Source organism: Parabacteroides gordonii MS-1 = DSM 23371 (genome assembly GCF_000969825.1).
Classification (GTDB): Bacteria; Bacteroidota; Bacteroidia; order Bacteroidales; family Tannerellaceae; genus Parabacteroides; species Parabacteroides gordonii.
This window is the reverse complement of sequence record NZ_KQ033921.1, coordinates 221714-244721: the sequence shown is the minus strand read 5'-3', so window position 1 is coordinate 244721 and position 23008 is coordinate 221714. Positions and strand designations below refer to the sequence as shown.

General features: G+C 40.5%; 18 protein-coding genes and 1 pseudogene. 16 read left to right on the top strand and 3 right to left on the bottom strand.

Features of this window, described 5'->3' with window-relative positions; all coding sequences use genetic code 11:
• Positions 1 to 2654: pseudogene (locus HMPREF1536_RS28315) on the bottom strand (hypothetical protein); the annotation flags it as partial.
• Positions 2655 to 3041: 387 nt separating this feature from the next.
• Here HMPREF1536_RS28315 and HMPREF1536_RS25430 point away from each other — a divergent pair.
• The 6 genes from HMPREF1536_RS25430 (at position 3042) to HMPREF1536_RS26825 (ending at position 10153) form a co-directional block, all read left to right on the top strand.
• Positions 3042 to 3530: a Dps family protein gene (locus HMPREF1536_RS25430; protein WP_028727945.1), complete on the top strand. Its 489-nt coding sequence runs from the start codon at positions 3042 to 3044 to the stop codon at positions 3528 to 3530.
• 158 nt (positions 3531 to 3688) lie between these two features.
• Complete coding sequence (locus HMPREF1536_RS25425; protein ID WP_028727946.1) at positions 3689 to 4642, top strand: site-specific integrase; 954 nt, start codon at positions 3689 to 3691, stop codon at positions 4640 to 4642.
• Between the two features lie 632 nt (positions 4643 to 5274).
• Positions 5275 to 6450, top strand: coding sequence for a glycosyltransferase family 4 protein (locus HMPREF1536_RS25420; protein ID WP_044192256.1), 1176 nt, complete (start codon positions 5275 to 5277; stop codon positions 6448 to 6450).
• A gap of 310 nt (positions 6451 to 6760) precedes the next feature.
• A complete protein-coding gene (locus HMPREF1536_RS25415) occupies positions 6761 to 7648 on the top strand; it encodes an O-antigen ligase family protein (protein ID WP_157395715.1) in 888 nt (295 codons plus the stop codon).
• Positions 7645 to 9372, top strand: coding sequence for an ABC transporter ATP-binding protein (locus HMPREF1536_RS25410; protein ID WP_028727949.1), 1728 nt, complete (start codon positions 7645 to 7647; stop codon positions 9370 to 9372). The genes HMPREF1536_RS25415 and HMPREF1536_RS25410 overlap by 4 nt, the downstream gene beginning before the upstream one ends.
• Positions 9373 to 9376: 4 nt before the next feature.
• Positions 9377 to 10153 (top strand): glycosyltransferase family 25 protein, encoded by a 777-nt coding sequence (locus tag HMPREF1536_RS26825; protein ID WP_028727950.1) that lies wholly within the window; start codon positions 9377 to 9379, stop codon positions 10151 to 10153.
• 330 nt (positions 10154 to 10483) lie between these two features.
• On the opposite strand, the gene HMPREF1536_RS25400 is transcribed toward HMPREF1536_RS26825, so the two are convergent.
• Positions 10484 to 10945 carry a glucosaminidase domain-containing protein gene (locus tag HMPREF1536_RS25400; protein WP_028727951.1) on the bottom strand — a complete coding sequence of 154 codons (462 nt, stop codon included), beginning with the start codon at positions 10943 to 10945 and terminating at the stop codon, positions 10484 to 10486.
• A gap of 8 nt (positions 10946 to 10953) precedes the next feature.
• A complete protein-coding gene (locus tag HMPREF1536_RS25395; RefSeq protein WP_028727952.1) occupies positions 10954 to 11403 on the bottom strand; it encodes an HU family DNA-binding protein in 450 nt (149 codons plus the stop codon).
• Positions 11404 to 11627: 224 nt separating this feature from the next.
• On the opposite strand from HMPREF1536_RS25395, the gene HMPREF1536_RS25390 reads away from it, so the two are divergent.
• The 10 genes from HMPREF1536_RS25390 to HMPREF1536_RS25345 all read left to right on the top strand — a co-directional run bounded on the left by HMPREF1536_RS25390 (position 11628) and on the right by HMPREF1536_RS25345 (position 23008).
• Entirely contained in the window at positions 11628 to 11870 is a 243-nt protein-coding gene (locus HMPREF1536_RS25390) for a DUF4248 domain-containing protein (protein ID WP_028727953.1), read from the top strand.
• A gap of 107 nt (positions 11871 to 11977) precedes the next feature.
• Positions 11978 to 13720: an ATP-binding protein gene (locus HMPREF1536_RS25385; protein WP_028727954.1), complete on the top strand. Its 1743-nt coding sequence runs from the start codon at positions 11978 to 11980 to the stop codon at positions 13718 to 13720.
• Positions 13721 to 14289: 569 nt separating this feature from the next.
• On the top strand, positions 14290 to 14973 hold the full coding sequence (locus tag HMPREF1536_RS25380) for an acylneuraminate cytidylyltransferase family protein (RefSeq protein WP_028727955.1): 684 nt from the start codon (positions 14290 to 14292) through the stop codon (positions 14971 to 14973).
• Positions 14974 to 14978: 5 nt separating this feature from the next.
• Entirely contained in the window at positions 14979 to 15965 is a 987-nt protein-coding gene (locus HMPREF1536_RS25375) for a glycosyltransferase family 52 (RefSeq protein WP_052349836.1), read from the top strand.
• A gap of 108 nt (positions 15966 to 16073) precedes the next feature.
• The gene (locus tag HMPREF1536_RS25370; protein WP_052349837.1) at positions 16074 to 17513 is read left to right on the top strand and encodes a sialate O-acetylesterase; all 1440 of its coding nucleotides are present in this window, start codon (positions 16074 to 16076) and stop codon (positions 17511 to 17513) included.
• Between the two features lie 18 nt (positions 17514 to 17531).
• Positions 17532 to 18575 carry an N-acetylneuraminate synthase family protein gene (locus HMPREF1536_RS25365; RefSeq protein WP_028727956.1) on the top strand — a complete coding sequence of 348 codons (1044 nt, stop codon included), beginning with the start codon at positions 17532 to 17534 and terminating at the stop codon, positions 18573 to 18575.
• A gap of 6 nt (positions 18576 to 18581) precedes the next feature.
• Positions 18582 to 19709: a UDP-N-acetylglucosamine 2-epimerase gene (gene neuC / locus HMPREF1536_RS25360; RefSeq protein WP_028727957.1), complete on the top strand. Its 1128-nt coding sequence runs from the start codon at positions 18582 to 18584 to the stop codon at positions 19707 to 19709.
• A gap of 18 nt (positions 19710 to 19727) precedes the next feature.
• A complete protein-coding gene (locus HMPREF1536_RS25355) occupies positions 19728 to 20879 on the top strand; it encodes a hypothetical protein (protein WP_052349838.1) in 1152 nt (383 codons plus the stop codon).
• A 10-nt stretch (positions 20880 to 20889) separates the two neighbouring features.
• Positions 20890 to 22047, top strand: a complete 1158-nt coding sequence (locus tag HMPREF1536_RS25350; protein WP_028727958.1) for a tetratricopeptide repeat protein — start codon at positions 20890 to 20892, stop codon at positions 22045 to 22047.
• A 10-nt stretch (positions 22048 to 22057) separates the two neighbouring features.
• Positions 22058 to 23008, top strand: coding sequence for a hypothetical protein (locus HMPREF1536_RS25345; protein WP_028727959.1), 951 nt, complete (start codon positions 22058 to 22060; stop codon positions 23006 to 23008).

Genomic DNA, 23008 nt, shown 5'->3' with positions numbered 1-23008 from the left:
ACGAAGACGGGGGTTCCGTAATTCACGGAAGTGGTCGCCTGGTCGTTCACATCTTTGAAGTAGGGCTGCTCGTAGGTGACGGTCGAAACCGACCATTGCAGGGCGGGAACCGGTTTGACGGGGTTGTCCTCGATGATGACCTTATGCGTGCAGCTTGCGTTACGGTACAGGTAGGTGGCTACTTCGGCACCTGCTTTGTAGAGGATCAACTTGGTGACATTATAATAATAGGTACCCTCCAGCGTATGGGCGTCTCCCTTGTTGAAGTCGTAGCGCAGGGTTTTAGCGATTGGGGCATCCATCGGATAGTGGTAATCCGCAGGCGTGGCCGCATATTCGATTGACCACGTGTCGTAATCGATATTATTAAGATTGACAGGTCTGATCTGCACATAAACAGGAGTACCTACCATTACCGAAGTGGTGGAATTATTTTCTACATCGTTGTATTCATACGATTCATTGGTCGTTTTGGATACCGACCATTGAAGTTTTTCAACATCTCCTTCTACGGTCAGCGGATCACCAGGCTTTGGAGCTTTGAACTTACAATTGTAGAAGCTTCCGTAACGGGAGTTGGCCACATTGTTTCCATCGTCCTTGATCGCATCATAAATAGAGTATTCTTCTGAAAAGTCGATGTTATGCAGTTTGATATATTCCGGGTCGGTGGTTGGTAAACCGATTGCGGTGCCGCTAAAAGGTATTAGCCCTGTTTCACTAACCTGTGTTAATGGATCTGCTAATGAATTTACAGCCACTATATTGGTTTGCTTTTTTCCGAAATAAGACGGAATTGTGAAGTTTCCGACAGTATTACTGCTATTGCTTATTAGCCTGACCAGATTAGGTTCGGGTAACGTACATATCGCACTTACAGGGCTTGATGTACTGGTGTGTAAAGTGTAAAGTGTATTAAACGTCGATGCATTCAACGAATTGAATACAATGTATGAACTGTTGGATACATCCAGATAAGCTTTGCTGGAAGATGGAGATGTTATGTCTCTATGGACATACATATCATAGGTATAATCCAAAGTACTGCTGTATCCGGTAGAGGTTGTTTTTAGTTCCAGATATTTGTATTCTTCCGGAAAAGAAATACCCCGGCTTGTGTATCTCCATATACGTATTCTTTTTCCCGTTGGCATGGTCAGTTTTCCATCAAAAACAATATTCCTACATCCCGGTTCTCTAACTGCATGATTGTTTTGTCCGGTAATCGAAATATAGTCAGCTCCTGTGCTGGCGAAACTATTTCCGAAAACAATATCTTTAAAATAGTGTCCATCGGTTGCATTGATATTGATAGGAGCATAACTACTACTTGTTTTTCCACTTTCAAAAAGAATATTTATGTAATATCTTTTTCTATCAGGATCTCTATCAGCCGTTCCTTCCACCAAATTGAGTACGGAGCGAACATTAGTCATACTGGAATTTCCGATATTTCTAAAGGTTATGTCTCTTAAAATAACGTTTGGAGCAGATCCGATAGTTATAAAATAATAGTTGTTTTTTTGATTGGATCCTCCGCTTGATACTTGACCGTAAAATTTTATATTACCTCCGTCATATACGATATTTTCAATAACCATGTTGTTGTAAACACGATATACAACGTGTCCTTCATAGCTTGAACCAGCCCATATTCCATAATTCGGCCCGATAATAGAAGGATTTTCTTTACTTCCGGTACCAATCATTTTTAACCCATCTTTATAGAAAGGTGCCTGACCGGCAGTTTCTTTAGGTATGTATATGCCGGAGTCAAAGAATAATGTATTATTATTGTCAATAAATGAACCTGTGACGCGTGATGCGGAGGTTATTGTCGAGCTAAGATAAGTATAGGGAGTAGGTTCAATGACTTTAACGGTACACACATAGTTTTTCCCTTTGTAATTAACTGTATGAGACTGTCCGTCGTTGTAAGTTATAGCATCTTGTGTTATAAAAAAGTTTGCTCCTCCATTAGTTGGTCCGTCATATTCAACAGTTGGATCTGTAAACGTTTGTCCGACTGTTACCGGGAATATCGTATTATCCGTTTTCTTACCTGCCGGTAACGCCGGATTCTTATCCGTCACCATCGTTCCGTCGAACGTTACACCTACGGATGCTTCGGTAGCTTCAGTAAACTCGGCAGCTTGGATAGCGACCTTGATCGTTTTGCCATGATCAGCTTTTTTGAATGTATAATTCAATGTTGCGCTTGTTTGACCGGTTATCTCTTCACTACCGATATACCATTTGTAGGTATGCCCTGTCGAGCCGTTAGCCTTGAATGCGACTGTTAATGTTACCGGGTCTCCTTCATTCAGAATACCGGTCGGCATTCCTGTTAAACTGGTTACGGTCGGTTTTCCGACAACTTTAACGGGAACCAGATTACTCGTATCCGAAGCGGACATACATTGTAATAACTTCCCATCGTCTTTATAAGATAAGGAAACGCTGCTTAAAGTAATTTCTTTGCCATCTAGAGTCCATTTGGTAGGCGTGCCTCCGGAGGCACTGAAATGGCTTCCCAGATTAATGTTACTACCTTCAGGTATTGAAGGTGAATTTGTTGGTGAAATAGTTAATTGCGCAAAAAGTACCCCAGTTAAATGAAGTAATAGCAATAAAATAAAGTTTTTTCGTATCATCTTGAAACTATTAGTGGTAATTGTTATCTCAGTCAAATGTAAATTAAACTATTTTAGACTACAAATGTTAATAGCTTGGATTAACTCTGATTATGATTTTTTATTGTATATGCCTTGAATATCGGTGAAAATGTAAAGTTTAATGATCGAAATGTAAAATCTAATCACTTTACTTCTTGTTTGAAAAATCGTGTATATATGTTTAGATGTGTATAGTACATCTTTTTCTCTATATAACTATGTAATAGTAATAAACGAGGTGAGACAGCGTTGATAGATTTTATCTATGTTGTGATAGTAATTATCTGTTTGACAGATGTTTATATCTTCCGTATCTTTGCAGTACAAGAAAAACAAAAACGTATAACAATTAAAAAACAAAAGAATATGAAAACATTAGATTATTTGCATTTAGATGCATCAGCAGCAAACAAAGTAGTAGAATCATTACAGCAGTTATTAGCCGATTATCAGGTATTCTATACAAACCTTCGCGGTTTCCACTGGAATATTAAAGGACACGGTTTCTTCGTTCTTCACAGTAAATTTGAAGATATGTATAACGATGCAGCCGAAAAGGTGGACGAACTGGCAGAACGTATCCTGATGTTGGGTGGCGTACCTGTAAACAAATTCAGCGAATATCTGAAAGTGGCAAAAGTGAAAGAAGTATCAGGCGTATCCTGCGGCGACGAAGCCCTGGAAAATATTCTGAGCACTTACGGCCAGTTTATCGCTGAAGAACGTAAACTGCTTTCCCTGGCTTCTGAAGCCGGAGACGAAGCTACGGTTGCGCTGATGAGCGATTATCTGAAAGAACAGGAAAAATTAGTTTGGATGTTAGTAGCTTATTCCACTTGCGATTGCAAGAAGTAAGAAGAATTAAGTATAAGTATTAATAATTCATTCGTTGCGTTAGGAGGAAGGATGCCGTGAGGTATCCTTCCTTTTTGTCTTTCAACAGCTTTCGAGCAAGATGAAACCAAATATCGCTTATATTTGTTTTTTTATTTCTAATTCAAAAATAAGATTTTATGGTAAAGACACAAAACAAAGAAAAGATAGCTCATGGAAATATATTGAGCTATATGGTTTATCTTGAAAAAGATAAATATGCATCGGGAAAGAATGGAACTGCTGCTATTTATAAAGCAACACGTAACAAGTTATCTTTATTTGTCGGTAAGGATAAATTGAATTTGAAACGTATAAATACTCAATTGGTAAACAGCTTTGTCGATTATTTGCAATCGATCTCTTTAAGCCATAACTCAGTCAGTAATTATGCCAGTGCGTTTCGAAGTGTATATAATAGTGCTGTTTCAGAGAATTTGGTTACTCCCAAAGAGAATCCTTTTCAGAAACTTCATTTACGTCCTATGCCATCATATAAACGTTCGGTAGGAATCAATGTAATAAAGGAAATGATGCAAATGGATTTGGGAGGGAATAAACGGTTGGATTTTGCCCGCGATCTTTTTCTCTTCAGTTTTATGGCATGTGGTATGACCTTTGTGGATCTGGCGCATTTAACCCGGAAGAATCTGCATGGGAATGTACTGGTTTATTATCGTATAAAGACCAAAACGGAAATACGTGTTACCATCACTCCGGGTATGCGTTATTTACTGGAAAAGTATTCAGATGCGGAGTCCGAGCTATTGTTTCCTATATTGAAATCAGTGGATGCTTCTTATGAGACTTATAAGGTGGCTTTGAGAACCTATAACCGCCGTTTGGATAAAATAGGAAATCTGTTGAATAGCCCTGTAAAACTAACCTCCTATGTGGCGCGCCATTCCTGGGCAATGTGTGCAAAAGAGAACTCTGCATCGGTGGCAGTAATCGGTCAGGCATTGGGGCATACTTCTGAACGAACAACAAAATTTTATCTGAGTGATCTGGATCAATCGGAGATAGATCGTGTTAATCTGAAAATCATTGGCTTTGTGGAAAAGTGGATGAATAAACGGAAGTCTAAAAGTTGACGCTTATTTATGGAATAAGGGTCATTGCCAATAAATAGGTAGCGAAAAATAACGATTATTCTATACCCTATACTACCAAATGGCTTGAAATTCCTATTGGGTGCAAAAGTAAAAAAAATTAATTGATAAAATTCTATCAGAAAGACATTTTGTGCTTTAAAAAATACTAATATTAAAAGAAAGCTATTGATTTTTACATAAAAGCAGGTATAAAACTGCTAGAAATGAAACTGTTATGAAAAACAATATCTGCCGCTAAAATTCTTTTAACTGAATTTAGCGCGAACATAAACATCGTAGGAAATTCTATTTTGACATTTATTTAAGAAATCTCTGGGTTTGCAAGACTATTTTACTAAATAAATTATTATTCTCTCCTTTCTCAGTACTTCACGATACATTATTTCCGGATCAGAGTTGTCCTGTACTTATTTTAAATTATGCATACTGTGTGAAGCAATGACTTTTTGCCTTCTTTTTTATTATAATATCTAGTATAATGCTGAAATATAGTGATTTAAACCCAATGACCCTTATTCCATAAATAAGGGTCAAAAACAAAAGCACTAGTATGTCGCCCGTAGGAATGGGACTGACCACCTTTGTTATATAGACACTTAAACAATAAATACATGTTAATATCCTCATTTTTAGCTGTTTTGAGTATTATTTACGGCGAGCCGTTGAAAAGTAAAATCTCGATATTTCTTTGTCTGATTTTGTCATTTATATTTTCGTCAATCTTTCTACCGCAGATACTGAAGATCTCCAAGCGAAAACGGTTGTATGATATTCCTAATAGCCGGAAAAGTCATGAAGAGAAAATACCCCGTTTAGGTGGCATCGCTTTTTTTCCATCCATTGTTCTGGCAATGTCGTTGGTCGTAGGTTATCGTCATCTGATTGGTTTCCCGATGAATGAACAATTAACAGGACATATCTTATTGGAGTTTTTATTTTTGTCGGCAGGCTGTCTATTCCTGTTCATGGTAGGCGTCGAGGACGACCTGATCGGTGTTCGATATCGCAAAAAGTTTATTACCCAGTTTCTTGTCGCTTCCTTACTTCCCATATCCGGTTTTTATCTGACTAATTTATATGGCTTATTCGGTTTATACGAATTGCCGGCTTATGTTGGCGTTCCGTTGACTATTCTGCTGATTGTATTTATTACAAATGCGGTGAACCTGATAGATGGCATAGACGGTTTGGCAGGCGGAGGGAGTACCTTTTCTTTTGTTGTGATAGGCTGGATGTTTTTTCAGAAAGGATTATGGTTGTATTCGATGCTGGCTTTTTCGGCAGCCGGATGCCTGATTCCATTTCTTTATTTCAATATATGGGGGCGTGCTTCCAAAGGAACAAAAATGTTTATGGGGGATGCCGGTTCTTTATCGTTGGGGTTTTTGTTATCATTTTTAATAATTAAGTTTCCCGCTTATATCTCAGAAACAGAGCCTGACGTAAAGAACCTGGTTATCCCCTTTACCTTATTATTTATTCCGATGTTCGACGCTTGTCGGGTGATGGTGGTGCGTGCGATACATCATCGTCCGCTATTTCTGGCCGACCGGAACCATTTGCACCATAAATGCCTGGCAGCGGGCCTGACACATCTTCAGGCAACAGAACTGGTGCTGGTATTTACGATCGGTTTATTGCTCCTGAATAACTGGTTGGTAGATATCTGTAATATAAATGTATTGCTGGTAGTCGATTTACTTTTGGGGATAGGGTTGAGTAAATTATTGAATGTATGGATACGGCATTCCCAAAAGGAATCGTTGTCTGAGAACAAACCTTGTTGATTATATATACGGAATGGAGAAGATACTTTTCTGGCTTGTTTTTTTGACCTCTTTAACCAAATGTGTCAATCGTTTTCTGGTTTTACCCGATGTAATCTATTATGGTATTTATCTGGGGTGTTTCATTTGGTTGCTGTTCCGAGGTGGGATAATTGTTAATAAGAAATATCTTTTTTTTATTTCGGCGGTTTTTTTCTCTATTTGGCTGAATGATATACCGGCTTTATTTAAGGTCTCAGCCCGTACGTTTGCCTTTTTTAGTCTGGTTTTTATGGTAGGCCCTTTTTTTGTAAATAACCGGTTAATTCGTATGCGACGGCTTTTATTCATCCAGACTTTACTTGTCCTTCGTTGGATTGTATTGCTTTCATTCCTGTTGAAATTTATAGCTCCCGACCAGGTTACCAATGATTCGGGATTTTGCGGACTGACTGCCCATTCGATGGTGTTATCTCCTTTAGCCGGTATTTGTATTTTATACAGTCTCTACCGGTTTCATTTCTCGGAAACTCGTCGGGAGCTTTATAAAGAATCTGCCTATATAGGCATTAGTTTTCTGGTTTTATTGTTAAGCGGTTCCCGGGGAGCTTTAGCTGCGACAGTAGTCGGTGTGGCTTTCTTTTATATCCGTTTATACAGGCGCCAAATGGGCAAAATGCTTCAAGCGGTTTTGTTTATTCTTCTTTTGGCTGTATCCACATCAGCTCTCTGGTGGCCTTATACGGAAAGGCTTCGTCAGAAAACAGAAACGAGTAGGAAGAATGGGGGAACTGTAGCCTCCCGTGAAGGTATCTGGCAGGACCGGATAGACGAATTTACCGCCTACCCTTTGTTTGGTGTGGGATTTTCCAGTTTTAACCTGGATTATATTCAGAGCGAACATACGATAAACCGACATACTGGTACGATAGAGCCGGGAACCAGTTGGCTTTTTCTTTTATCATCTATGGGACTGTATGGCTTTCTTTCATTTTTTTTACCCTTTGCTTATGGTATATATATACTTTTCAAAGAGTTGGATACAGGACTGAAAGGAGGATTGTTAAGTTCTATGATGATTTTGTTTTCTGTACATATGCTTATTGAAGGGTATATCACTGCTTCCGGAGCTTATCTCTGCTTTTTATTATGGCTTAGTTTATCCGAAAGCGAACAAATTTTACAACCAACTACTAACAAAAAACTTTTATCAGCATGATATTTTTTATTCCTTCGGTTATAATCCGTTTATACAAACTGTTACCCCGGATATATAGAATGCGTATCTGGATGACAGGAATGACTATTTTTCTTATGTCTGTTTTTGATCTGCTGGGTACAGGGGCATTACTTCCCATCCTATTATTGGTGTTGGATGAAAAAACGATCGATAAGAATGAATATTTATCCGGGATATACCAATGGGGGGAGTTTACTGATTTTTCATCCTTTGTGTTTTTTATTTGTGTTTCTATCCTGTCGTTTACAATTGTCCGGGTAGTGGTCTGCACATGGCTGTTATACATGCAGAACAAGCGTTTGTTTACTATCTCCAGCTATTTGTCCCTGCATTTGTATAACTATTATTATCAAAAAGGTTTTTTGTATATCAAGCGACATAACAGTCTAACTTTGATCAATAAGGTCAATGGTATCTCAGATAATCTGATACTCGGATATTTGGTTCCTTATACCCAATTGATTTGTGAATGTGTGGTTATGTTGTCTATTCTGGTAGGTTTGATACTGTTCAATGTCTATGTTTTTCTATTAGTTTTGTTAACCTTTATTCCAATTACCTTGATATATTATCGTTTTTCCCGTTCCCGTATGGAGGTTTACGGAAACATGTTATTCCGGTTAATTCCTTTGAAAGGAAAATTGTTACAGCAAACCTTTGTCGGCTATACGGATATGGAAATGAGCCATTCTTTTTCGAAAAGCTTCGGCGGTTTTCAGGATTTAATGATCAAACAAAATCGGATTAATGTACGGCGTTTATTATTGAACGGATCTTTACAAAAAGCATTGGAGATTGCAATTGTTTGTTCGTTGGTTGTATTGATTCTGGCCACCCGGTTTTTTGAATTACCCTCTTTGGGACTGATAATAGGTTTGTTTGCGATAGCTGTTTATCGTGTCCTTCCCGGCTTGGTTCGCAGTTCCGGATTTATATTCCAAATGAAAGGAAATTCATTTGCTTCCGAATTATTGAGTGACCTGGAAGCAGAGCAAAAAGAAATACATGTATTGGATCAACAGCTACTAGATTTTCAAGATGTCATATCGATTCGCTCTCTTTCGTTTTCTTATGATAAAGAGGTGCAGGTGTTAAAAGATATATCCCTGGATATTCATAAAGGCGACTTTATCGGTTTTCGTGGAGAATCGGGTTCTGGAAAATCGACTTTATTCCACCTGTTACTGGGTTTTCTTCAACCGGATGCAGGAGGTATTTATGTGGATGATGTTCCCCTGTCGGCAGATAGATTGGAATCGTGGAGGCGTAAGATAGGTTATGTTTCCCAACAATTATTTATGGTTGAAGGTACTTTGTTGGAAAATATAGCGATGGGAGTGGATGGAGTGGAAATCGACAGGGATCGAGTCGGGGAGGCAATCCGTTTGGCATCGTTGGATAGTTTTATTAAAACCTTACCGCATGGTCTGGATACCCCGATAGGAGAAGGAGGATGTATGCTTTCGGGCGGACAACGCCAACGACTCGGTATTGCACGCGCTTTGTATAAACAGGCAGAAATATTGATGTTCGACGAAGCAACCTCTTCTCTGGATGAAACGACGGAGCATGCCATCAATGATGCGATTGTCCGGTTGTCGGAAGAATGCCCCGGATTAACTCTGTTGGTCATTTCCCATCGTTCGGAGTCATTGGCTGTTTGTCGTAAAATAGTAGATCTGAAGGACTTGAATAAAATATAGCGGGATGGAGCAGACATATATAAAAACATACGTAATCAACCTTCCGAAAGATACAGAGCGTCGGATTTACATCACTAAAGAAATAAGTAAAATAGCTTATCTTGATATTGAGTTTGTAGATGCGGTAGATGGTAGAGAGCTCGGAAAAGAAAAACTCAGTGAAAATTTTGATTTCAAAAAAAGTAAGAATTATCAGTCTTATGATTTATTATTGGGTGAGGTTGGCTGTACTTTGAGTCATTTAGAGTGTTATAAAAAATTACTTGCATCAGATCAGGAGTTTGCTCTGATTGTTGAAGATGATATAGGTTTTAAATGGAATGAGCCGTATGATGATATATTGAAAATAAGTGCTCGTTATATTAGGAGTAAAAAACCTTTAGTTTTATTGAATTTCGCTTTTTTCGATTATATGGGAAAAGGTATTTCAGTTAAAGATAATTATAAAATATATAAGACATATAAGGCGGCATCTGCAACAATTTATTTTATTAACAGACAAGCTGCAAATATGATTGTATCAGCCGGACCTCCTTTTTGGGTTGCAGACGATTGGAGTTTATTTCGTAGGAAAGGAATTCGCATTGATGCTCTGTATCCCTCGTTTGTTTATCATAATGATAACTCTTGTTCTTCGATCGGTTCTGAAAGAAAAAAACGGACGCTAAGATTTCCTCGTTCGTGGATGGAGTTTCGTGTTCTGGCAGATGAAGGTTTCCGGATACTACTAAAGAAATTGGGTATAATGAAACATAAGGAATTTATCCGTTATCGTGAATAGAAAACAAGGAAGATATGTCGTTGTCCGCATGCCTTCCCTGTTTAAATACTCTATGCCAGGAGTTTCATCAGATACCCGCTTGCTGCGCAGACGATTAATGCCCATCCCATCATATTTTCGGGGGAGGGGGAGTTTTCCGGTAAAGCGAGAGTATCGTTCCGATGGCAGCCAGGGCCACTTCCGTGTTGCGGAGAAAGAGTGCCAGTGTGGCTACTATCGCCAGGCTCAGGCTGATGGCATTGATGCCTCCCTTTTCCCCGAAAGATCAGACGAGTCACGGATAACAAAAAGTCGAAGATAACTTTTAAAGTGTTCATAATAAAGAATAGTTTAATGTGTAATATCAGGCATTATACCGGTGATATAGGTACTGATGCTAACCAGCATCTTTTGATAGTCAGTCCGATTGTCGCCGTTCATTTCACTGATGTAGTGGCTGTATGAAATCTCTTTGGCATAGGCTTCAATGTGAAAACTCATAGCGGCTGCAAACGGATAAGCCGTAGTGATCAACCGGGCAAAATCAAAGAAACTCTGCTGCGGCATCGGGTAAATACGGAATTGAAGATGCGACTTTTCCCCCGGTTCTGTTTTACTGCCATTCCAATAGATATTGGATTTGCCGTAGCCGGTAATACCGAAGTAGTTGTGATACACTTTGCAGAGATCGCTTTCGCCCCAGCCGCTTTCAACAGCTGCCTGGGCAAGGATAACGACCGGATTCAGTTTGTAATGTTCTCCGGCTGCTTGTGCAGCCGGAAGAAACTGTTGGATAAATTCTTTTTTATACATAATATGGACTATTCGATCACCGGTCTGTCATCGTCCGGAGTGGAAGGGGACGACTTTTCGGATGATAACGGTTTGATTTCTTCATACGTAGCACTCTTGCGAATGTCGTTCAACATGGTTCCCGGAACATACACGATACGTGCATTCTTAAAAAGAGAGGTGTCGAAATCATCGACAGTGGCGGCTCCTTTGCTGCCGGCTACCATACGGAAATTACCCAGGCGGCCCATCTGGATGATATCGCCTTCTTCCAGACGCTCCTGCATGACAGACAGAAGGCCTTCGACAACTAACATGACATCACCGATAAAAGCAGTGCTTCGCATGGCGATCATGTCGCAAAGCTTTTGAAAACTGACTTTTTTCAACGAACGGATCTGTCCGTAATACAATTTATCTCCCTTTTCGGCATCTTTGCTCATATCGGGACGTTCTACTACATGGAAATTTAATGACATAGCTTTGATAATTAATGATGAATAACTAATAATGAATAATTGTTGGTTATCGATAACAATTCAAAGGTACGACAGGCGGGAAGGGGCAAAATGGGATGTGATAGGATAGGATGTGATACGGGGAAATATAATGAAATATCGTTGAATTTAATGGGTTAAGAAGTTGTTTATATGGCGTTTATTTTGTAAATTTAAAACATAAAACCAATAAAATAATATCTGATATGAACACCGACAATTATCCCGAAGAAAAGAAATTTGAGATCAGAACATATGGCTTTACTGAACTCGCCATGTTGTATAATCCGACATTGCAGCCGGCTTCAGCTGCCAATGCCCTGAGAAGATGGATCAATTATAATCCCAAACTATCTGCCGCCCTGGAAGAAGCCGGCTGGATAAAAGGACAGCGCAAGCTCACCCCGCTGCAAACCGAACAGATGCGGCGCTTTCTGGGGGAACCCTGAGAATTGAAATTAAGAATTTAAAATTAGACAGTACATACGGTTTAATTATTTATCTTTGTGTGACTACTACCCGAAAGAGTAGGTGAAATTATAGAATGAAGAAAGATATGGCAAAGAAAATACCTTATGGATTGACGGATTATGTTCGTGTTCTTACGGAAAATTATTATTATGTAGATAAGACACGGTATATTGACGATTTGGAAAAGACGGCAGCTTTCCTGTTTCTGATCCGTCCGCGTCGCTTTGGAAAGTCTTTATTCCTGAGTATGCTTTACTGTTACTATGATGTGAGATATGCTGATAAATTTGACGAGTTGTTCGGTAATCAGTATATCGGTAAACATCCTACCGGTGAACAAGGGAAATATCTGGTGTTATATTTCAATTTCAGTGCCGTTCGTGGTACGGGACAGGCGCTGGAAGATACCTTCAATAGCTATGCTAAAATTCAGATGGAGGCTTTTGCCGATCAATATGCTTCGTATTTTGAACCGGGTTTCCCAAAAGAAATCAGGGAACTGAAGACGGCAGCCGATCAGTTGAACTTTATCGGTAAACGTGCCGCTATGCTAGGGGTACCTATTTATCTGTTGATCGACGAATATGATAATTTCACCAATACGATATTATCCAGTGAGGGTAATAATGTGTATCGTGCCCTGACACATGATTCAGGTTTTTATCGCGGATTTTTCAATATTGTCAAAGCAATTACTACCGGGCCGGATGCACCAGTTAAGCGAATGTTCATTACCGGTGTGTCGCCTGTAACGTTGGACGATGTTACGAGTGGGTTCAATATCGGGACGAATATAACGACTGATGAGCAATTTAATTCTATGGTAGGTTTCAGCGAATCGGAACTATTCGATATGCTATCTTATTATCAATCGGAAGGAATGCTGGCTGATCCTATCGATGATATTGTCCGGATGATAAAGCCCTGGTACGACAATTATTGTTTTGCCAAAGAATGCATTGGTCAGACGATGTATAATTCGGACATGGTTCTCTATTTTCTGAATAATTATCTGCAGAAAAAACGTCCTCCTTCCGATATGCTGGATCGTAATATTCGTACGGATTATAGTAAATTGCGTCATTTTATCCGTATCGACAAGATGCAGGAAGAAGGTCGTTCGGTTATAACCCGCCTGATCGATACCGGAGAGGTGAACGGGAATGTGATTAAAGATAGTTTTCCCGCAGAGAATCTAGCTGATCCGGGTAATTTTGTTTCTTTATTATACTATTTCGGTCTACTGACTTATGACCGGGTGGAGTATGGAGAAACAATAATGAAAGTTCCCAACCTGGCTGTTCGCGAACAGATTTACAGTTACCTGGTAGAAGCGATGAAAGAACGTGAATCGGTCGTTTTTCCGTTTATGGAATTATCCGATCGTATGCGTCGTATGGCCTATTTCGGAGAATGGGAAGCTGCCTTGGAATTTTTTGCCAAACAAGTAGATAAGAAAGCTGTCCTTCGCGATGCGATCTATCAGGAAACGACCATTAAGACATTAATGGTGGCTTATATGGGGTTGACGGATTATTTTATCATCTGGCCGGAATTTGAAGCGGGTCGCGGTTTTTCTGATCTTTATTTAATGCCTAATCTGGCTAATTATCCGGATATGCAGTATTCATACCTTATAGAGTTGAAGTTTCTGAAACGGGACGATACGACAACGAAGGTAGAGTCGTTGATACAAGAGGCAGAAACACAATTACGTCGTTATGCCTCCGATGAAAAGGTACTTGCCAGTACCGGTAATACCCGCCTGCGTCTGCTTGCTGCAGTTTACAGAGGTTGGCAGCCGGAGGCTTTACGCGAATTTGAATAGTCGATTAACATCTGAATTAGAAAATATTGAACCTACTTTTGGCTTGATCCAAAAGTAGTCAAAAGATCAAGGCTGCACCTGGTTCGCTACTCCGCATCCTACGTTCGCTGTCGCCTCCGAACTCGCTTCGCTCAGACAGCGGATGCTCCGACCGCTCACTCCGGCTGCTACGCTTTACGCTCGCCAGCTGATGCCTTTCCAAGGAAGCTCCGCTTCCTCTAAGGATTGCCGATACAGCCTGTTATAAAGGTGTCGGTATCGGCCATCCCCAAAGAACGTTTCGCGTTCTCCGAAAGGTCTTCGGCGGGTGAGCGTCCGCGAAGGGGAAAGACGAAGCGTCAGGAGGCTGCGCTGTTTGAGCGAAGCGAGTTCGCAGACGACAGCGTAGTCTTTCACCGTAGCAGCGAAGCCGGTGTAGCCTTGAACTTTTGGTTACTTTTCTTTCAAGAGAAAAGTAACATTCACATCTGTCAATAATTGAACCATTGCTATCTACTAAAGATTAAACCAAATCTTGAACTACCGACTACTTCCTTCCGCTACGAAGGAAAGACAAACTCTGAATTAATATGAAATATGTTACAGTAATCCCCGCTCGCGGCGGGTCGAAACGTTTTCCTGGGAAAAATATATATCCCCTGGGAGGAATCCCTTTATTGGCTCATTCCATCCTTTATTCCCGAAAGGTTCTACCCGATACGGAAGTATATGTATCGACAGACAATGAGGAAATCGCAGAAGTGGCCCGTCGCTATGGGGCAGGAGTTATCGAACGGCCGGAAGAATTATCGGGCGATCGGTGTTCGACCGATTCGGCTTTGCAGCATGCTGCAATCGAACTCCTTTCCTACCAGAAGGAGTTCGATTATATGATCTTATTGCAAGCTACGAATCCTCTTCGCCCGGATGGAATGATGGAAGAAGCATTACAAACGATAGAGACTGGTATATACGACAGCCTGTTTACGGTATCTCCTTTAGTTCGTAAGCTGGGGCGTTTGACAGATGGCCGGTTTATTCCCTGGAACTTTACATTCGGACAACGCAGTCAGGATATGGAACCGCTTTATTTTGAGAACGGATTATTATATATCAGTCATAGGGAATTGATCCTGAAAAGTCGTATCCGGGGGGAATCGTTATATTCATTGATTGTCGATCATTCGTTCGGCTATCTGGATATCGATACGCAGGAAGATTTTGAAATGGTAGCCTATTATAGTCATAAATATAATAAAGAAAAAATCAAATAAATAAGATGAATCTGTTAGATCGTTATAAGACAATAGTTTATCTCCCCAATCCCTATGCATTGTTGCAATATTATTTACTTGCTCCCTGTAAGGAAGAGGAAACTTTATTTTTCTTTCATGAAAAGTTTCCGGTATCTATCGTACAACGTATATCCGGGGCAAAGATATTATCTGAAAAAAGGAAATTCCGCTGTGCTTCCTTGCTGACAATCTATTGGTTTGCATTACGGAATCGCAATCTGCCTGTTTATTTGGGGGGGTGGTTACATTTCACCAATTTATTTATAAGGCTGTTTAAACATCTATTTTATTTGGAAGATGGAACACTTTCTTACGAAGCCGTAACGGAGCCGGAGTATCAGGTTACAAAAAAAGAAAAAGTGCGGTGGAGAAGATGGATGTATGGCGATACATATCCTCCTTTCGGATTAGCGGATGGTGTTGAATGTATTTATTTAACCGGTATTTTACCCATACCGGATATTATCCTTCCCAAAACAAAAGTAATCGACTTAAAATCATTGTGGCAACGAAAAAGCCCGACAAAGAAAAAAAGGATACTGGATGTTTTTATGTTTGAAGAAAACACTCTTGAATTAATGAAAGCATGCGATACACTTCTGTTGACTCAACCCTTTAGTGAATATTCATTAGTTTTTACCGAATCGGATAAGATAGAGGTTTATCGCAGGTTGCTTGCCGGTCAGGATGAATCGAAAGTGTTGATCAAAGTTCATCCGTATGAAAAAACGGATTATTCCGTTTATTTTCCTTCGGCACAAATCCTAAATACACCTTGTCCGTTGGAATTACTCCTGTTGCAGGAGATTACTTTACATAAAGTGATTACGGTAAATTCAACAGCTGTGTTCAGTCTGGGAGATGGAATTGAAAAGGTTATTTCCGGATATGACGTTACTCCTGCCTTGATAGAGGAAGCGAAAAGGCGTAATATTTACAATGGCATCTCAAATAAACAAGTAACAAGATAGTCAATAACCGATATGCTCAGGCGAGTGTTAAGCATAATAAAGAGAACGCTTTATCCATTTTATTTCAACCTGAAGTGTGTGAATAAAGAACGTGTGCGAGGTCTAAAAATGTCACCGTTATATGCCGACGGGATGATCTTGCAATGCAATAAACCCCTTCGGATACAGGGACAGGCTTGTTCCGGAGAATGGGTAACAGTCCGTATAGCCGGACACATGCAACAAACCTGTTGTCGGTCTGACGGCAGATGGGAGGTCGTATTGGAGGCTATTCTTCCCGGCGGTCCTTTCCGGATGGAAGTAAGTACCCCTAAAAAGCAACTGGTTTATAAAGATGTGTATGCCGGAGAAGTCTGGCTTTGTTCGGGACAAAGTAATATGGTCGTAACTATGCGGAATTATCTACCTGAAAATAGAGATCCGAATAATCGGGTTCCATATCGTTACTTCAGTTTGTATCCATTTGCTCTCACTTATCCGGGTAAATGGGCCTGGGGAGTGAACCGTTGTATAAACCGGTACCGTTATATATCGTATACAGGTTGGCGGGAATGTCGTAGTCCTTTTTTAGGAGATTTGTCTGCTATTGCCTATTATTATGGGGAAGAATTATCTTCCCGTTTGGGTATTCCGGTCGGTCTGATTGTCAATCCGGTGGGAGGAACAGCTGAATATTGTTGGATTGAACGGCACGTTTTACAACGGGAGTTTCCCGAAATATTGAGTAACTGGTATGAAAACAGTCGGGTAACAAAATGGATGAAAGAGCGGGCAATAGAGAATATAGGGAAAAGTATACCGGAACAGGAACAATTGCATCCGTATCATCCCGGCTATTGCTATGAGGTATGTATCCGTCCGATAAAAGGGTATCCGATCCGCGGATGTATCTGGTTTGCCGGTGAAAGTAGCGCCCAGTTGAACGATTCAGTTCAGTTTGAACGTTTACAAGAACTGTTGATTCGTAGTTGGCGGACAGATTGGGGAGAATGTTTTCCTTTTAATTATGTGCAATTACATGGCATGAATTATGAGAATGCATTTGGAAAAGGGACAAAGTATTATTATTCTGAAATCCGGGAGGCGCAGCGTAAATTGCTGAAGAAAATACCTTATGTCGGTATGGCTGTCTCTTACGACTTATCGGTTGAAGATAATCCTCATTTTAAAAATCGTCGACCTATGGGTGAACGCCTCGCTCGTCTGGCATTGCATTATACATACGGACAGAAAGATATTGTACCATGCGGCCCTCAGCCTCGTGAAGCATGGCTTCACGAGAACTTAATACGTATTAAGTTCGATTTTGCTTCAGGGTTGCAAACCTCGGACGGAGCTTCAGTACAGACGATAAAGGTGGCAGGAGCAGATGGTAAATTTTATCCTGCCGACGGAAGAATAGAGGAGGAGCAATTGCTTGTCGCCTGTCCGGAAGTGCAGTCTCCCTGCCGGGTTCATTATGCATTCGACGCATATCCCTGTAAAGCCAATCTGGTCAACGGCAACGGTTTACCTGCAGCAGCATTTGAAATAGAAATAACTCAGTAAAAATATCAGGAAACTTATATGAAAAACGAATTGCTCATTGCCGGTCGGCCTGTTGGACCGGCATATCCTCCTTTGATCGTAGCCGAATTGGGTATCAATCATGAAGGCTCGTTGCAGACCGCATTCGAGATGGTGGATGCAGCAGCACGTGCAGGCGTGGAAGTGTTGAAACATCAGACGCATATCGTAGAGGATGAAATGTGCGGAGTGGCAAAACAGGTAGTGCCCGGCAATGCGGATGTATCCATCTATGAAATAATGAATCGTTGCGCACTTTCGGAAGAAGATGAAACCGCGTTGCAGAAATACGTACAGTCGAAAGGCATGATCTTTATCAGTACCCCCTTTTCACGTGCGGCAGCCGATCGCTTGCAACGGATGGATGTACCGGCGTTCAAGATAGGTTCGGGAGAATGCAATAATTATCCTTTGCTGGAGCATATCGCCCGGTTCCATAAACCGGTGATATTGTCTACCGGAATGAATACGATCGACAGTATTCGTAAAGCGGTAGATATTTTTAAAGAATATCATGTACCTGTAGCTCTTTTGCATACAACGAATCTTTATCCGACTCCGGCCAATCTGGTTCGTTTGGGAGCCATGCAGGAAATGGCGGAGGCTTTTCCCGGTTATGTATACGGCTTGTCCGACCATACGACAAGCAACCTGGCCTGTCTCTCTGCCGTTGCCCTGGGTGCCTCGATTGTAGAACGTCATTTTACCGACCGGATGGATCGTCGTGGGCCGGATATCTGTTGTTCGATGGATGAACAGGCAACACGCGAACTGATAGAGCAAAGCCGTATGATCTATTCGATGCGTGGCGGACATAAAGGACCTTTACCGGAAGAACAGGTAACGATCGATTTTGCTTACGCAACAGTCGTTACGATCCGTCCCGTAAAAAAAGGCGAATGTTTTACTCGGGAGAACCTTTGGGTGAAGCGTCCCGGCGTGGATGGTATCCTGGCTGATTCGTATGAAAGTATATTGGGGAAGAAAGCAACTGTGGATATCGATGAAGATGTACAGTTACTGTATGATATGATTGAGAAATAAAAAAGTATGAAACGTATCTTGTTTGTAACCGGAACGCGTGCCGATTTCGGAAAGTTGAAGTCGTTGATAAAGATACTGGATAGCCATCCGGATTTTGAAGTTTCGATTTTTGTTACCGGTATGCATATGCAGAGTTTGTATGGATCGACTTATCTGGAGGTAGAGCGTTGTGGTTGTAAAAGAATTTTTAAGTATCTGAACCACACATCCGAAGCAACAATGGATCTGACCCTGAGTAAAACCATCGATGGGCTGTCTACTTATCTGAAAGAAAATCGGGCCGACCTGATTGTCGTTCACGGTGACAGGGTGGAAGCTCTGGCGGGAGCTATCACCGGTAGTTTAAATAATATCCTGGTTGCCCATATCGAAGGAGGAGAATTGTCAGGCACGATCGATGAATTGATCCGTCATGCGGTCAGCAAACTGAGTCATACACATTTTGTGGCCAACGACAAAGCCCGGTGTCGTTTGATACAGATGGGAGAACAGGAAGAGTCTGTTTTTGTGATCGGTTCTCCTGATATGGATGTCATGTTTTCCGATGAACTACCGGCTCTGACTACAGTAAAGGAATACTACGAAATACTTTATGATAACTATGCTATCGTGATGTACCACCCGGTAACTACGGAGTACGATCGAACTGCCTTGCATGTCAATCGGCTGGTAGAGGCTTTATTGAAGGATACACATAATTATGTTGTGATCTATCCAAATAACGACTTGGGATCGCATCTAATACTGGATACCTATGAACGGTTAAAAAAACATCCTCGTTTCCGCCTGATCCCTTCGATGCGCTTTGAATATTTTTTATCGTTGCTGAAGAATGCGGAGTTTATTGTCGGCAATTCGAGTGCCGGTGTCCGTGAAGCTCCGGCTTACGGGGTTCCCTGTATCAATATCGGCAGCCGTCAACAGAATCGGGCCAGTTCTTCTTTTATCTGTAATGTTCCCGAAGATCCGGAGCATATACTGACGGCTATCTCCGGTATCGGGCCGATAGCGGTAAAACCGGAATATACTTTTGGCAAAGGTAGTAGTGCGGAGAAGTTTCTGGAACTGTTGAGTTCTCCTGCTTTTTGGGGTATTTCCCGGCAAAAGCAATTCAGGGATCTAGATAAAATTTAATACACTAAGTATAGTAATATGAAAAAGGCTCCGTGTACATGTCCTTTATGTGTAAAAGGGGATTATAATCCGGTCGACTATATGGTCGATTTGTCCGAATTGGAGAGAGAGCGTCTTTGTGGTGTAAGTGGTTTGATGCGTGTAAAAGATGAAGCCCGTTGGGTGGCTCAAAGTATCGATAGCTGTATAGCTGCATTGGATGAACTGATCATTTGCTATCAGGAAAGTACGGATGGAACAGAGGAAATAGTAGAACAAAAAAGGTTGCAATATCCAGATAAAATACGTACTTTTTTCTATGCACCTCCGGTATATACCCATAATCTTTCAAAAGAGGACTTTCAATATGCGGTGGGGCTTCCAGAAGATTCTGTTCATTTGTTAAGTAATTATTATAATTATACCTTATTGAAGGCCCGCTACCGGTATGCCGTGAAAATAGATGCCGACCAGATTTATTTTTCAGACCGGTTGAAGCGACTTTGCGATGCTTATCGGAATGAGTTGCAACAGAAGATTACTTTGGGTGAATATATGGCAGATAAATATCTGGAAATATTCAGAATCATATTGGGTATGTCTTTCAATATGTTTTTTTTGCGGTTAATTGATTTTCTTCCATTTCAAAAAACAGTGTTCAGACAATATAACGCATACCTGTTTAAACAGGTATGCCGGATAAAATGTATGACCATTTTATCCGGCATAAATTTGTCTAAGAAAAATGGTAAATGGGGCATAGCAGGATTCAAGGAAAATATAGGTACCTCTTTAGCTTTTAATGGTTCTGGAGATACTTTTATATTTCAGATATCCGATCATACCTTTTTTTCCCCTATGTATCAAACGTATGACCCGAAAGAAGTAACGTATAAAATCGTATATAATGATTATTATAAAAAATATCGGATCATTGAAAGGTTTCATCATAATAATTGCTTATCCCTGTATGGCGGATTTTGTTGGTATCATATGAAATTTGCAGATTGTGAAGAAAGTGAAGGCCATTTGATAGACCAAAAAGTTGAATTGGTTGATTTTTTTAAGATGTCTCTATACGATCTGATAAAAGGCAATATACTGGATATAAGGAAATATCATTTTAAATATCATTTGTTTTCATTTGTTTATGATAAAAATATACCACCTGTTAACCAAATAATAAAATAAATAACAAATCATGAGAAAAAGAATTTTAGAAGGAATAGCCGGCTTTGGTTTGCTGGCCGTTCTGCCGGCTTGTCATACACAGGAACAAGCAGTGACAAACGACATTTATGAAGTAGCAAGTCAGGTGCAAGCAGTTTCGGGAGAAGATAGTAATATTACTGATCCGGCCGGACTGCCGGCTAGAAGCATCCTGATCCCCCAATTGCAAATCGATGCCCAGTCTGTTTACAACCGGATGATCAATTATATCACTCCGGATGAAGAACTGGCTCCGAAGGTGGTTTCCCAACTTCTTTCTGTGTATATCGATTATCCGGCAGGAGGCGTATCGGTCAATCCCAAATACGGCAATAACCGGGCTGAACTGACAAAACTGGAAGAACATCTGAAACCCCTTTTACAATCGGCAGCCGGTGGTATAACGAAAATCCGTATCACCGGCTATGCCTCTCCCGACGGTAGTACGAAGGAAAATGAACGCCTGGCCGGAAACCGTTCCATCCTGTTCAAGGCCTATTTGCAGAAACAATACAACTTGCCTGATAATGGCCTGGTTACAGTCGATTGGGTTGGTGAGGATTGGGACGGTTTAAAAGAACTCATTGCTAAATCGGATAAGAAATATAGCGGCCGTGTTCTAGCTATATTTCAGCTGACCGACGATCCTGATAACCGCCGTAAACAAATTAAAGCAATGGATAACGGAGCTGTATATAAAGACATTGAAAAAAGTTTTTTCGGCCGCTTGCGGCGTATGGAACTGGCTGTGGAGACAGAGTCGCAGACTGTTCCGGTTAACAATCCTGACCTGATAGAACAAATTTACAGCCAACCGGAAAAGGTTGCTTTGACTGACTTTATCCGTGCCGCTTCCCTGTACCGTCCGGGGACAGATCAATATCGTGAAGTATACGAGTTGGCTGCTTACACCTATCCATCGTGTGCTGTAATCCAATTGAATGCCGCTGCTGCTGCTTTATCGCAGGGGGATAAAGAGTCTGCCCGTTACTTCTTCAATCAGGCCGGTAGAGATCGACGCGCTTATAATAATCTGGGTGTATTGTCATTGATGGATGGCAATAAAGAAACGGCAACAGCTTATTTTCGTAAATCACTTCCGCAGAATCCGAGGCTGGCTCGTGAGAATCTGAGGATAGTAAATGAATAAAAAAAGGTAAATGAAAAAATTTTTGTTACATAGTTTTCTTTTTCTTTTTCCTTTGGTTATCGTTACTTGTTTATACGACTTTTTAGTCGGTCAATATTTGAAAAAGAGCGATGCTATACTTTACAAAAGATGGAACATGCTGTATAATCCTATAGAAGCGGATGTTCTGGTTGTCGGTAATTCACGTGCCGGATGCCATGTCGATCCATTGTTAATAGACAGTATTCTGCATGTGAAATCTTATAATTTAGGGGTATCAGGGGGGCCGATTGAAATATCGGATGTGGCATGGAAACTTTATCGTTCTCATAATAATAAAAAACCCCGGTTGATTCTGTGTAATATCGATTTTCTATGGCTGGGAGCATATCATATGTCTTACTCTTCCATAAAAGAAGATTATCTGATTTTTTTGAATGACCCCTACTTTTCTGAACTGACAGAAGAAATGGATATTTCTTTTTTCGATTTATATGTTCCCGGTATGAAATATAGGGGAAATAGCAAGCTTGTGCTGAATTTTTTGAAAGATAAAATCGATTCGCCAAAAAATGAATATGTTATTTTTAGAAAAGGTGCAGTCTTGCTGAAACAGGAAATGATGGAACTAGGGCTTTTATCAGAGAGTCGTGTTTTTGAAAGGGGAGTAAAACGTATAGATATGTTTTATCGTTTTTTGGATGAATGTCAGGGAGAAGGGATACAGGTCGTTTTGTTCAAAAGTCCGATACAGCAGATTGCCTATAAGGATTTATCGAATATAGAAGATTCGTTTTTGTTGATAGACAGCGTCTCTTCTGTTCGTCGACTACCCTTGTTGGATTATACTGATTTTATGATCGAAGATAATTCTTGTTTCTATGACCCTGTTCATTTGAATTATAAAGGTGCAGAACTTTTTTCTGTCCGTTTGGCGCATGACGTTGATTCTTTACTAACTGAGATGAAAATAAGATTGTAA